The 12,979-nt window shown below is 50.6% G+C and carries 10 protein-coding genes; 7 read left to right on the forward strand and 3 right to left on the reverse strand.

Annotation, left to right across the window (positions count from 1 at the left end; genetic code table 11):
• Window positions 1-574 precede the first annotated feature (574 nt).
• From AC50X8_RS19160 to AC50X8_RS19170, 3 genes are all read left to right on the forward strand, one after another.
• On the forward strand, window positions 575-1,957 hold the full coding sequence (locus tag AC50X8_RS19160) for an MATE family efflux transporter (RefSeq protein WP_235533184.1): 1,383 nt from the start codon (window positions 575-577) through the stop codon (window positions 1,955-1,957).
• Window positions 1,958-2,047: 90 nt separating this feature from the next.
• Complete coding sequence (locus AC50X8_RS19165; protein ID WP_056036511.1) at window positions 2,048-2,809, forward strand: threonine/serine exporter family protein; 762 nt, start codon at window positions 2,048-2,050, stop codon at window positions 2,807-2,809.
• A gap of 21 nt (window positions 2,810-2,830) precedes the next feature.
• The gene (locus tag AC50X8_RS19170; RefSeq protein ID WP_056036513.1) at window positions 2,831-3,274 is read left to right on the forward strand and encodes a threonine/serine exporter family protein; all 444 of its coding nucleotides are present in this window, start codon (window positions 2,831-2,833) and stop codon (window positions 3,272-3,274) included.
• A 118-nt stretch (window positions 3,275-3,392) separates the two neighbouring features.
• On the opposite strand, the gene AC50X8_RS19175 is transcribed toward AC50X8_RS19170, so the two are convergent.
• Complete coding sequence (locus AC50X8_RS19175) at window positions 3,393-4,250, reverse strand: lipoate--protein ligase family protein (RefSeq protein ID WP_056036515.1); 858 nt, start codon at window positions 4,248-4,250, stop codon at window positions 3,393-3,395.
• A gap of 178 nt (window positions 4,251-4,428) precedes the next feature.
• On the opposite strand from AC50X8_RS19175, the gene AC50X8_RS19180 reads away from it, so the two are divergent.
• Window positions 4,429-4,992: a CatB-related O-acetyltransferase gene (locus AC50X8_RS19180; protein ID WP_494881100.1), complete on the forward strand. Its 564-nt coding sequence runs from the start codon at window positions 4,429-4,431 to the stop codon at window positions 4,990-4,992.
• Window positions 4,993-5,126: 134 nt separating this feature from the next.
• Here the strand turns inward: AC50X8_RS19180 and AC50X8_RS19185 are convergent, their stop codons facing one another.
• Window positions 5,127-7,412 carry an ATP-binding protein gene (locus AC50X8_RS19185; protein ID WP_494861174.1) on the reverse strand — a complete coding sequence of 762 codons (2,286 nt, stop codon included), beginning with the start codon at window positions 7,410-7,412 and terminating at the stop codon, window positions 5,127-5,129.
• A gap of 176 nt (window positions 7,413-7,588) precedes the next feature.
• Between AC50X8_RS19185 and AC50X8_RS19190 the strand changes: the two genes are divergently transcribed.
• Window positions 7,589-8,647: a hypothetical protein gene (locus AC50X8_RS19190; protein ID WP_494861171.1), complete on the forward strand. Its 1,059-nt coding sequence runs from the start codon at window positions 7,589-7,591 to the stop codon at window positions 8,645-8,647.
• A gap of 89 nt (window positions 8,648-8,736) precedes the next feature.
• On the opposite strand, the gene AC50X8_RS19195 is transcribed toward AC50X8_RS19190, so the two are convergent.
• Complete coding sequence (locus AC50X8_RS19195) at window positions 8,737-9,240, reverse strand: hypothetical protein (RefSeq protein ID WP_056036522.1); 504 nt, start codon at window positions 9,238-9,240, stop codon at window positions 8,737-8,739.
• A 329-nt stretch (window positions 9,241-9,569) separates the two neighbouring features.
• Here AC50X8_RS19195 and map point away from each other — a divergent pair, with 329 nt between their 5' ends.
• Together map and AC50X8_RS19205 are read left to right on the forward strand one after the other, a co-directional pair.
• Window positions 9,570-10,316: a type I methionyl aminopeptidase gene (gene map, locus AC50X8_RS19200; protein ID WP_056036524.1), complete on the forward strand. Its 747-nt coding sequence runs from the start codon at window positions 9,570-9,572 to the stop codon at window positions 10,314-10,316.
• 233 nt (window positions 10,317-10,549) lie between these two features.
• A complete protein-coding gene (locus tag AC50X8_RS19205) occupies window positions 10,550-12,748 on the forward strand; it encodes a bifunctional 2',3'-cyclic-nucleotide 2'-phosphodiesterase/3'-nucleotidase (protein ID WP_494881102.1) in 2,199 nt (732 codons plus the stop codon).
• Window positions 12,749-12,979: the final 231 nt, after the last annotated feature.

The following is a 12,979-nucleotide window of genomic DNA, read 5'->3' on the forward strand; positions in this document are numbered from 1 at the left end:
AATAAAGTACCGCTAATTTCCTCACAGCTCCTTAGTAATTAGGTATTGCTGCAATGAAGCGCTCTCAGGTTGCTAAACAATCTATTTAGAATGGTATCACATTTTTTGCCTTTAAGGATACGCGATTTGAATGGTAATGTTAAGCATAAACCGCTTTCATCCTTCTTGGGTGGCAAAAGGCCGATAAAACCCGCTTTAGAGACTGCGACGAAATAAGGTACCGCTAATTTATTGACAAAACTCCTAAAACCGTGGAGATTTTGTCAATAAAAGCGGATACTAATTTCCACGCAGCTCCTTAGTTCGTGCATTTGCCAGTCAAGTATGCTAAGATACCTTGAGTTTCTTAGAAATATAGGAAAGTATATGATTTTTTCATCCTTTCTCTATATTTCATCGCGAAACGTTAGCTTTGCCGCCAGAGGATGGCGACAGCCGTTTACGCTTGAAATATAGGAAAGTATATGATTTTTTTTCATCCTTTCTCTATATTTCTCGGAATGAAACGCGCCACGCCGTCAAGGACGGCGACAGCCGTTTCACCTTAGGATTATGAGCTGGAGAAGGTGACATCTTGGGATTTAAGCTGGGGGTTAAGCGGGATCGGGACAATAGTCTCTTTTTCTTGACTTGGCCGATATTTTTGGAATTATTTTTGTTTATGATGATGGGAACAGCGGACACATTCATGCTCAGCAAGCTGTCCGACAATGCCGTTTCCGGCGTAGGCGCATCCAATCAATATTTGCACATTATGCTGCTTGTTATGGAGGTTATCGGCAACGGCGCTTCGATTGTTGTCGCGCAATATATAGGCTCGCGGAAGCTGGTTGAGGCTGCACAGCTGTCAGCGCTGGCGATTTCGCTTAATCTGTTGGCGGGCTTGCTGATGAGCTTATCTTGTTTGTTGTTCGGCAATGTTATTCTGCAAGGCTTGCATCTGCAAGGGGAAGTATTGGCCTATGCGCAAAGCTATTTGCGAATTGTAGGCGGCTTTATTTTTTTACAGGCGATTATTAATTCACTTTCTGCAATTATTCGGGTATACGGCTTCACGAAGGAAGCCATGCTGGTATCATTGGGAATGAACATTATACATTTGGTCGGCAACTACGTGCTGATCTTTGGCAAGTTCGGCTTTCCCGAGCTTGGGGTGGAAGGAGCAGCTATTTCGACGGTTGTCAGCCGCTTGCTGGCGATGCTGGTGTTTTTCTGGCTGATGAATCGGGTTATGGTATTTAAGGTGAAGCTGCAATATTTTTTCAAAATGTCGAAGGAATTTATTCGCAAAATATTAAAGATCGGCATTCCGTCGGCTTTTGAACAGGTGATGTACCAGAGCTGCCAAATGGTCTTTCTGTATTATGTGACGTTTCTCGGTGATGCGTCCTTGTCGGCCCGGCAGTACGCCTCGAATATATCGGTGCTAATCTATTTATTCGCGATGGCGGTCGGCATGGGTACGGCAATAATGGTAGGCCGCTACGTCGGCGGCGGACGCAGCGACGCTGCGTACAAACAGGTATTGGCAAGCGTGCTGTGGGCCAGCGGAGCGACGATGGTGATGCTGGTGTTCGTGCTGCTGTTCCGCGAGCGGCTAATGGGCTTGTTCACGGATGATGCCGACATTATTCGGCTGGGGGCGAACGTCCTGCTGTACAGCATTGTGCTGGAGACGGGGCGAACGATCAATATTATATTGGTCAATTCGCTGCGGGCCTCCGGGGATGCGAAGTTTCCGCTCTGGATCGGGATGGTTACGATGGTTGGCATAAGCGTGCCGCTCGGTTATTATCTTGTTTTTCATCTGGATATGGGACTGGCGGGCATTTGGCTGGCTATTGCGACGGATGAGTGGTTGCGCGCGGTCATTATGTATTTCCGGTGGAAGAGCCGGAAGTGGGAACGGCATGCGCTGGTGAAACCGGACTTTGTAGAGCATACGGCCTCGCATTAATGGCAGAATGGGTCTTGCGGGCGGACATACGCTTGCCGCTCATCCTGTTATGAAGTGTTGAGGCTGCGAAGCTAGGGAGGCTGGCTACGTATGGATTACGCTAACAATGATGGTCAGGATATTGCGAGCATTTGCTTGCTGGCGGGCAAGATTATTTTGCAAAATGGCGGGGAAACGTACCGGGTTGAGGATACGATGGTGCGGATCGCCGGGGCTTACGGCGTGGCTAATGCTTATAGCTATGTGACGCCCACGGGCATTATTTTTGCGCTGGATGGCGCTGCGCAGTCGACGAGGCTTGTCCGGATTTCGGAACGCTCGACGAATTTGAAGAAGGTGACGCTCGTCAATGATATTTCCAGGCGCATCTGCCAAGGGAACCTTCAGCGTCATGAAGCTTATAAGCAATTGCAGGATATTGAGCAGGCGGCGGATGATTATCCGGCGTGGCTCAAGGTGCTGGTTGCCGCTATCGCAAGCGGCTGCTTCCTAATTATGTTCCGCGGCAGCTGGAACGACTTTCTTCCGGTGGCGCTTGCGAGCGGCATCGGCTTCTTGTGCTTGCTGACGCTGCACCGCATTATGCCGATTACTTTTTTCGCGAGCTTCTTGTCGGCGGTTATTAGCGGTTCGCTGGCTGTCCTGATGGTATGGCTTGGCTTTGGGCACAATTTGGATAAAATCATTATCGGCTCAATTATGCCGCTTGTGCCCGGCCTTCATATTACGAATGCGGTAAGGGACTTAATGGCGGGGCATCTGGTTTCCGGCTTGTCCAAGGGAGCGGAGGCTTTTCTCATTGCTTTTGCCATCGGTGCTGGCATTGCTTTCGTGCTGTCCGTTTATTCGTAGCTTGAAAAGGAGGGAGAAACGATGGTTGTACAGCTGCTTGAACAGCTTGCCGTCAGCTTCGTGGCCTGCGCGGCCTTCAGCCTGATCTTCGGTGTGCAGAAGCATCGCCTGGTGCAGTGCGGTCTGGTTGGCGCATCGGGGTGGCTTGCATATACCGTGTGCAGCATGCTGGATATGAGGACGATTCCCGCGACACTGCTGGCTGTTTGTGTAGTGACGATTATTAGCCAAATAATGGCGAAGCATTATCGCACGCCAATCATCGTTTTCAGTGCGGCGGGCATTATTCCCCTTGTGCCGGGCAAAATCGCCTATGATGCGATGCGTCACATTGTGCAGGAGGAATACGTCATAGCTGTCGAGCTAGCTATGCAGGCTTTCATGATTTCTGGCTCCATCGCTATCGGGCTCGTATTCTCCGAGGTTGTTTATCTTATATTTCGCAGATCGCCGCGATCATCCTGACAATAATAATGCCTCTTGCTTATGCTGCTTCGCAGCAGGGCAAGAGGCATTTTGTATATTTGGACGCGCTTTAAACTTGCTTAGTCTAGTCTAACCTAGCCTAGCCTAGCCAAAAGTGCTACGCCTGCGTAGTTGCATAGCGTCCGCGCAGCGATTGCGCCATGGCTTCAATCTGCTGAGGCGACGGCATCTGGAGCCTAGCCGCCGCTGCGGCAAGACCATCCGCCGTCTGACCGCTGCGGATGATTTGCTTGACGGCGTCTGCGAAGCGCTCCGCGCCGCCGCCCTGCGCCAAGCCGACCAGCTCTTCGAGGCTGGCCGTGCTGCTGCTCTCTACGAGCGGATGCGCGCCGGGCTCGGCATCGCCCGCTGCCCGCTCATAGAAGGAGCGGACTAGCGCCGCCCGCTCCTGTCCTGCGCCTTCGGCGACGATGAACGCCTGCACGATATAGGCGTGGGCCTGGCGGCGCTGCGCAATGCCGCAAAACTTAAAGCCGTCGATGCTGAGGTCGAAATCGCCCGGACAATACGCCCCGGCGATTTCGCCTTTATCGACTGGCACGCCAGCCCCGGCAAGCGCGGAGCGAATGAGGCTGTACATCAGCTCAAAATCCTGATGAAAATGAAAGTCGAGCGTGTTCGCCTTAGGCAAAATAAGCGAAATATTGACGACGCCCGGATCAAGCGGCACTGCTGCGCCGCCAGAGTTGCGCACCGCCGTCTTGTAGCCGAGCGATTCAAGCCAGCGGGAGGCGTCGCCCGCCAGCGGCAGCCTGCTGTCGCGCAGGCCAAGTATAAAGGCGCGCTCGTGGCGCCAAATATGGCATATCGCTGGCCCGCCCTGCCCTGTGCTGCGGCACAGCAGCTCATCCAAGGCGAAGGGATAAAGCGGATCGGTCTGCGAATAATCGTTCATCCGGTCAAGCAGCAGCAGATTTTGCAGTCCGGGAACCGGACTTGCTGGCTGGATTGTCATCGTGAGCTGCTCCTCTCTAGGCTTCCTGTTCCTCCATCATACTAAGCGGCGGGGCTAGAAGTCCAGCCTGACTCTATAGAGGAGCGGAAGCAAAAAGGCAAGCTGTTGAATATATTATTTTAAAATATAAGTCTTTATAAGTTTCACCCTTATGGTAGGAAGGAGTGATAGAGTGGACATGGACTTGCTGCGAACGGTATTCCCTGCAAAGCAAAAGGATGGGCATACGCTAATTGGCGAATACACCGTCGGTGAACCGAATGTTTTCTCCTGGGGGGAGGGAACGAAGCTGACAGTCGGCAAATTTTGCTGTATTGCCGGTGGCGTTTCAGTCATGCTCGGAGGGAACCATCGTACGGATTGGGTATCGACGTATCCGTTTACTTCCTTTCTTTCGAAGCATTTGCACATTACCGGCCATCCGCAAACGAATGGTGATGTCGTCATCGGCAACGACGTTTGGATCTGCACGCATGCGACCATTATGTCTGGCATTACGATTGGCGATGGGGCGGTCATTGGCATGAATGCGACGGTAACGAGAGATGTTCCGCCTTATGCGATCGTAGGTGGCAATCCGGCGAACCTCATCCGTTATCGCTTCAGCGATATCGTCATTGCCAGGCTGCTGCGTATCAAATGGTGGGATTGGCCGCCGAAACGTATTGAGAAGGTGGTGCCGCTCATCGCGTCGCACAACATGAAAGCCTTTCTGGATTACTGCGATTCGCATGGCTACTAAGGAAATGAAGGTGTGGGGGAAAAGCAAAAAAAGACGCGGCAGCCAGCACGAACAGCTGCCACGTCTTTTTTTGCTGATTGTGTCTAGGCAGTGGTATGCAAGGGTTCCTCCTTGCAAATGCGAGTCGCCGCCGGCTATCCGGTCGGCGCCACATCCTGAATGACAGGCAGCCGAATTTCCACTTGCGTGCCAATGCCTTTCTTGCTTTGGAATGACATCGAGCCGCGATGATTGGCAATAATCTGATAGCATACCATCAGGCCGAGCCCATTGCCCTCCTCCTTCGTTGTGAAGAACGGCTCGCCGAGCCGCGACAGATTGTCCTCTGTAATGCCGAAGCCATGGTCGGTTATGCGGATAATGATGCCGGTCGAAGGCGTATAGGACAGGTCGATGTCGAGCTCGCCGCCTTCCGGCATCGCTTCGATCCCATTTTTAATAATGTTGACGAATACTTGCTTTAACTGATTGACCTCGCACTTCATTTCAGGTATCTCAGTATCAAAGCGCGTCGTGAACTGGACATTGCTAATGTTGGCCTCGGAATCGAGCAGCATAATGATGCCCCGCATAATTTCATGAATGTTGGCGCGCTGGAAGCGGCTGGCCTGCGGCTTGGCGAACACAAGAAACTCGCTGACGATAAAATTAATCCGGTCCAGCTCAGACAGCATCACATCGATGTAGGCGGGCGCCAGCTGCCCATTTTTCTTCATCAGCTGTACAAACCCGCGCAGCGTCGTTAGCGGATTGCGTACCTCATGGGCGACACCCGCCGCGAGCTGCCCGACGACGGACAGCTTCTCCGAGCGGCGCAGCACCTCTTCCGTCTGCTTGCGCGCTGTAATGTTGCGCGAAATCGTCGCAATCGCAATAATCTGTTCCTGCTCATTGCGAATGGAAGAGACGGTGATGCTCACATCGAGCAGCCTGCCGCTTTTGTCATAACGCATCGTATCGTAATCGGCAACGGAGCCGCCCTGCTGGATGAACTCCAGCATAAAGGTGCCTTCCATTGCAAGCTCTGGTGGTGTGTTGTTAAGCGGTTGGCCAAGGAGCTCCTCCTCCGTCCAGCCATACATTTTCTCAAACGCTTTATTCATCTGAATGACAGAGCCGTGCAGATTGGAGACATGAATTGCATCGGAGGTATGATTGACGAACGATTCCAAATACTGCTTCGTCTGCCGCAGCTCTTCCGCTGATTCGGTCAGCCGATTCATATACGTATGAAGGTTTTGCCCCATGGCATTCACGCGATTAGCTAATACGCCGAATTCATCATTGCTCTTTAAGGAAATACGGGCGCCGAAGTTGCCATTGGAAATTTCATTGACCTTGCTGACGATTTGATTGAGCGAGCGCACCATGAAGCCGGAAATAAAGTAGCTGCACAGCACCGTCGCCAAAATCAGGCCAAGAGATATTGCGCCTTGCGTCAGAACCTGACGCATCAGCGTCTGCTGCAGGGCCGAGTTGTTGAAGGTAATGCTAATGACGTACGGCTTCGATCCCTGGACGGGAATAAAGCTCTTGATGACCTGCTTGCTGTTCAGCTTGCTTTCAATCGTAACGACTTCGTTTTTCTCAATCGCTTTCTGAGTATTTAGGTGATCATTATCCGAATCCTTGTAATAATATTGGCCAAAAATAATGTTGCGAACATCGAGATTATAGACAACGGCCCCATTTTTAATGCTGACAGCAGGCGCTTTGCCGAAGTAGGCAGGATCGAAGCCGGTCACTTCGAGAATATTATTTTTATCACGCAAAATCTGCGCCACGATGGCATCCGCACCATATTTCTTTTTGCTATCCAAAAAAGTTTGCGCATGAATATAAGGATTGATCATATAGTTGGTCGTGCCGTCATAATAGTTGCCCCATTTAAACACTTTTTCGGGGTCGGAGGTGCCGAAGTTGATCGGTCCCGCCCAAAAATGCTCCAGCTTCTGTCCTTCGGGAATCGTGACATTATGCTTCTCGAATAGCTGGGTAAAGGCGGTATACCAGTAGTTCCACGTTTTCGGACTCATATAAAGCTCATCGGGGTTCGTCGAGCGTACCGATAAAATATCGTCTTTCGTCTTGATCCACAGTGTAATGTGATCAACGCCCAGCTCCTTGCTCAGCTGAACCAGCTCACTGTTGCGGACATTTTTAATATCGGGATCGAGCTTGCTTTGTATGGCAATCGCGACAGCGCGCAGCCGCTCCCCCAGCGCGTCCTCCGTCAACTGGCTGTTCTGCTCGGCCGAGGCGATGGAGACGGCTATCTGATTGCCAATAAAGCGCATTTGCTGCTCTGCGTTCTGTTGCAGCTCACCCTTGGAGGACATATAGTAAATCGTAATATTGAGTAGCAAAATCACGGTAACGGTAACCGATATGAGGCAAACGAGCTTCGCTCTGATCGACAAATCCTATTCCTCCTGGCCATGGTCGCGGATGCTTCTGTATTATTTGACATCTTTAAGGCAAATTCCTTGTTTGTGAGAGGAGATAGAGACTATTTTACTGCTTAAAATAAATTTGGAAAATAGTTATAAATGCTCTATATTGGTGTCAAAGAGTCATAAACGGGGGGAGTTGCACGATGTTTAGGCTGAAGAAGAACAATGTCATTGTTTTTCTGCTTGTAAGCGCCATTATTGTTTTGGCAGATGCTCTGCTTATGCAGTCGCTATTATTCGTTCAGCATGCTGAGGTGCTTGGCACTGCCATCGTAGCAGATTTTGTGCTGGTCATACCACTGCTGCTCTATTTTCTTGTCTATCGAAAAATAAAAAAGCCGTTGCTGGGCGTGCTGCCCCTCGCCATTGCAGGCTATTTCGCAATTCTGATGCTGATGCCGAAAACAGACAATGTGGCTGTTGTGATCGCAAAGTATACGCTGCTGCCGCTGGAGCTTGCCTTCATCAGCTATGAGCTATATAAGCTGTACCGTATTGTTAGAGCATTCAAGAGCAATTGGCAGCCGGATGTTCATCCGATGGATACTATGAGGATCAGCCTGCAAACTGTTGTTCGTTCTCCACGCTTAGCCGCATGGCTTCTGCAGGATATATCCGTCGTTTATTACGCCTTTCTCACTTGGCGACGAAAGCCGTATATCCGCTCGGAGACAGCTGTTTATACTTATCATGAAAATTCCAACTCACTCATTATTGTATTGTTTCTCTCAAAAATATTGCTGCTGGAGGGCGCAGTGGTTCACTTTCTGTTGGCGCAATGGTCGCCTTTGGTGGCTTGGGTACTTTCTATAGGAAATGTTTGGTTTATCATTTTGCTGGTGGCAAACTACCGTGCAATGCGCCTGAGCCCGATATTAATGAATGATCGAAGCATCCATATCCAGTACGGCATTCAATTGCGGGTGAAAATCGACATCAATAATGTAGCGTCCGTAAAATTGGTATCGCCAGAGGAGTTGAAGGAACGGAGAGAGAAGGAAGGGCAGGCAGCCATTCAGCCGCACGGTGTGGAGCCGAATGTAAGTATTCGCTTGAAGGAGAACTTAGTGGCCTACGGCTTGTTTAGCAGCCAGCGGAGCGTTCGTGAGGTTTATATCTTTATCGATCAGCCGCAAGTGTTTCTGGCGGATTGCCTCTTTCGCATGAGCATTGCGGAGGATTCGCTGCACGTGGAAGGTTAGAAGGGCTAGCAGCATCAGGCATAAAAAAACCGGCTCCGCTGGTGAAGGGCGATCCCTTCAAGCGGAGCCGGAGGCTCTGGTCTATGCGATTATTGCTCTTTCTTGCGCGACAGCATCGCGAAAGCTCCTACGATAATAAGGGCAATGGCGAGCAGCGGCTGTACGGTGGCAAGTTGTCCCGAGGCAGCGCTCAGCGAGAAGACACCGAAGAACAGCAGCGATAGGACAGTTAAAATGTTGATCGGGATAAGCAGCCACTTGTTGCGGCTGCCAAACCAATAAAATTCAAACAAGCCGACGGCTACCGCCATAATGAAGCCTGGCCACAAAATATGCCATGCCGAGAATAACGTAGAGAGCTGGCAGACGAGTCCAACAGTGAACAAAATGCCTCCCGGAATGAGCAGGCCGACCCCTTTGCCACCTGTCACGCCGAAATACAGCCAGTGGAAAAATAGTCCCAGCGGGATGATGAACATGCTGGCCCAAAAATTTGCGAACACAGCGCCCGCTCCAAATGACTGACCTTGGTTGAAATAAAGAAATACACCAATCAGCATAAGGACAGGGCCGATAATCGATCGCTTTAACATTTTTTGTTATCTCTCCTCTTTTAATTATTTATCCGTTGCTTTTCTTAGCAACAATAGCATAGCACAGGCCCCCGCAGCATGTCGTCATGCTAGAGGTAAAGCCGCAAACTAGACTAAAGTCTAGGCAGCTGGAGGAAACGTCACGGTGTCGACTCTTTTTCACCAAATTTCCTAACAGATATGAGCGAAAAAGCAGCGTCATGGGCCAGCCCATGTTCGCATATTTATCATAATATGCTACGATGGGCATAGGCATGTAGCTTCTAGCGGAGCTTCTGGCGAAGTCTCGGGACGAAGCCGGGTTAAATTGATGGAAAGAAGGAACGGAAATGATCATTATTAAGACCGAAGCGGAAATCAACCGCATGCATGAGGCGGGTAAAATATTGGCGGAATGCCACAGGCAAATTGCCAAGCTCATTCAGCCTGGCATCACGACGCATGAAATCGACCAGTTTGCGGAAAAGTTTATGAAGCAAAATGGCGCAACGCCGGAGCAAAAAGGCTATAACGGCTATCAATACGCGACCTGCGCTTCTACAAACGATATTATTTGCCACGGCTTCCCGAAGAAGGAGAAGCTCAAAGAAGGCGATATCGTGACCATCGACATGGTCGTCAACCTGAATGGCTGGCTTGCGGATTCCGCATGGTCTTATGCGGTTGGCGAAGTGAGTGATGAAGCGAAGCATTTGCTGGCGGTGACGGAAAAATCGCTGTATCTCGGCATCGAGCAAGCGCTGATCGGCAAGCGGATTGGCGATGTGTCTCACGCGATTCAGTCTTATGCTGAGGCGGAAGGCTTCTCGGTCGTGCGTGATTTTATCGGCCATGGAATTGGGAAGGACATGCATGAAGACCCGCAGGTGCCTCACTATGGACCACCGGATAAAGGGCCAAGAATTAAAGAGGGCATGGTATTCACGATTGAGCCGATGCTGAATGCAGGCACGTATTTCAGCAAGCTGGATTCCGATGGATGGACGGCGCGGACGCGCGACGGAAGGCTGTCGGCCCAGTACGAGCATACGATTGCGATTACGAAGGATGGCCCGCTTATTTTGACCCAACAATAGAACTTTACATGTATGTAACGCGAAGAGGGAGAAATCCCTCTTTTTTTGCATGACAAAAATGGTTAATTCATCTAAAATAAATGGAATGATGGGAATGATCGTCCAAAAGCTCGACCTACATAACGTGATCATTACATGATTTTAGTCATTTTGGGGAGGGTATTCATTTGTTGAGATCGTCAGTCGTATGGAGAAATGCTCTATCTATTGCGGTTACTGTAGGCTTGGTCGCAATGCCCTTTACTGCAACAGCGGCATCTGAGAACAGCAGCACAGTGAAGCTGCGTATTATGGAAACGACCGATTTGCATGTGAACATGGTGAACTATGATTATTTTGCGGACAAGCCGACCGATGAGTACGGCTTTGCCAAAACAGCGACGCTCATCAAGCAGGCGCGCGAAGCGGCGACGAACAGCTTGCTTTTTGACAATGGCGATCTGATTCAGGGCAACCCGCTTGGCGATTACACGGCGGTTATCAATCCATTGAAGCAGGGCGAGACGCATCCGGTGTATAAAGCGATGAATTTGCTCGATTACGATGCTGGGAATTTGGGCAACCACGAGTTCAACTATGGGCTGGATTTTCTGAATAAATCGCTTGCGGGGGCAGATTTTCCTTACGTCAATGCGAACATCTATGTGGATGACAAAGATAAAGACGAGTCAAACGATAAAAATCTGTTCACGCCTTATTTGATTTTGGACAAGGAAGTGAAGGATGAGAGCGGCGCCACACATAAGCTCAAGGTGGGCGTTATCGGCTTCGTTCCGCCGCAGGTGATGCAGTGGGACAAGGCGAATCTCGAAGGCAAGGTCATTGCCAAGGATATTATCAAAACGGCGGAGAAATTCGTTCCGGAGATGAAAGCGAAGGGCGCGGACATTATTGTAGCGATTCCCCATTCCGGCTTTGAGGATATTCCGCAGGCTGAAAATATGGAAAACTCCGTGCTGTATCTCAGCAAGGTCAAGGATATTAACGCAATTTTGTTTGGCCATGCCCACAAAGTATTCCCGGACAAGTCGTTCGAGGGCAAGCAGGGCGTTGATTTGGAAAAAGGAACGATTAACGGCGTGCCTTCCGTCGAGCCTGGCTTCTGGGGCAATAATCTCGGCATTATTGACCTTGATCTGTTGCTCACAGACGGCAAATGGTCGGTTGTGGACTCCAAGGTGGAGGTTAAGCCGATCTTTGATGCGGTGAACAAGCAGCCGCTTGTAGAAGCGGATCAAGCGGTGCTGGACGCCGTAGAAGATGACCATGAGCATACGCTCGATTACATTCGCGGCCCAGTAGGCAAGACGACGGCGCCTATCAATAGCTGGTTCGCGCTCGTACAGGATGATCCATCGATCCAAATCGTAACGAATGCGCAAAAATGGTACGTAGAAAAGCAAATGCAAGGCACGGAATACGAGGGTATTCCGGTATTATCCGCAGGAGCGCCGTTCAAGGCAGGCGGACGCCAAGGCCCGAACTACTACACAGATATTGCTGCAGGCGATATTGCGATCAAAAACGTAGCCGATCTGTATCTGTACTCCAACACCGTTAACGCTGTATTAGTAACAGGCGCCGAGCTGAAGGAATGGCTGGAATGGTCCGCTGGACAATTCAACCAAATCGATACCAAGTCGACAGCGAAGCAGGAACTGGTCAATCTGGATTTCCCAACCTACAACTTTGATGTCATTGACGGCGTAACGTACCAAATTGACGTGACACAGCCAGCCAAATACGATGCTAAAGGCACAACCGTTCATGAAAAATCGAGCCGGATCGTCAATCTGCAATTTGGCGGCAAAGCGATTGATCCGAAGCAGAAATTCATCGTAGCGTCGAATAACTACCGGGCATCGTCGAGCAAGTTTGCTAACCCGGATGGCAAGCGAATTGTTTTGGCATCGCCGGACGAGAACCGTCAGGTTGTCATTGATTACATTCGCTCCAACAAGACGATTAACCCTGCTGCCGACGGCAACTGGTCGCTTGCGGCGATCAAAGCGGACGTCAACGTTTCGTTCAAAACGTCGCCTGCTGCCAAGACGCTCGCGGATTCGCTCGACGCGCTGTCGTATGTAGGTCAAACCGATGATGGTTATGCGGAGTTCAAGATTAATTTGTCAGCTGGCGCGACAACGCCAACGACTCCAACAACACCAACAACGCCTACGAAGCCAACTGAGCCGGGACCAACGAAGCCGACAACGCCAACGACACCGACGAAGCCTGCTCCGACGACGCCTACCAAGCCGGCGACCGGTACGACGCAGGATACGGTGTATATCGTGAAGAGCGGCGACACGCTGTACCGCATCGCGCTGAATCATGGCACGACATGGCAGAAGCTTGCCGCCTATAATAAGCTGGCGAACCCGGATCGCCTGTCCATTGGCCAGAAGATTTTGATTCCGGCAGCGCAATAAGCAGAGCTTAGTCTCGCTTGCCTGGGGGCTAGCCATTTGAGAAGAAACACCCTTTCGACATTCGTCCTTGCAGCCCCTGGGTTTCCACGGCTGTTTGGATGAACGCTCGAAGGGTGTTTTTTAATTGTACAAGGGAAGTCCGCTCAAAGCGGAGTCTGGTCTGGAGGACACAGATGACGTTATTTTGTCTAAACCACGGGGTTTGCAAGTGTTCGCGGACTCAGGAGCCGC

The sequence above is a fragment of the Paenibacillus sp. JT22N15 genome (genome assembly GCF_059383755.1).

Excerpts from the sequence above, each read along its gene's own strand:
- AC50X8_RS19195 (WP_056036522.1), bottom strand. The coding sequence starts at position 9,240 with ATGTTAAAGCGATCGATTATCGGCCCTGTCCTTATGCTGATTGGTGTA.
- AC50X8_RS19205 (WP_494881102.1), top strand. The coding sequence starts at position 10,550 with ATGCCCTTTACTGCAACAGCGGCATCTGAGAACAGCAGCACAGTGAAG.
- AC50X8_RS19175 (WP_056036515.1), bottom strand. The coding sequence starts at position 4,250 with ATGACAATCCAGCCAGCAAGTCCGGTTCCCGGACTGCAAAATCTGCTG.
- AC50X8_RS19190 (WP_494861171.1), top strand. The coding sequence starts at position 7,589 with ATGTTTAGGCTGAAGAAGAACAATGTCATTGTTTTTCTGCTTGTAAGC.
- AC50X8_RS19165 (WP_056036511.1), top strand. The coding sequence starts at position 2,048 with ATGGATTACGCTAACAATGATGGTCAGGATATTGCGAGCATTTGCTTG.
- AC50X8_RS19170 (WP_056036513.1), top strand. The coding sequence starts at position 2,831 with ATGGTTGTACAGCTGCTTGAACAGCTTGCCGTCAGCTTCGTGGCCTGC.
- AC50X8_RS19180 (WP_494881100.1), top strand. The coding sequence starts at position 4,429 with ATGGACTTGCTGCGAACGGTATTCCCTGCAAAGCAAAAGGATGGGCAT.
- map (WP_056036524.1), top strand. The coding sequence starts at position 9,570 with ATGATCATTATTAAGACCGAAGCGGAAATCAACCGCATGCATGAGGCG.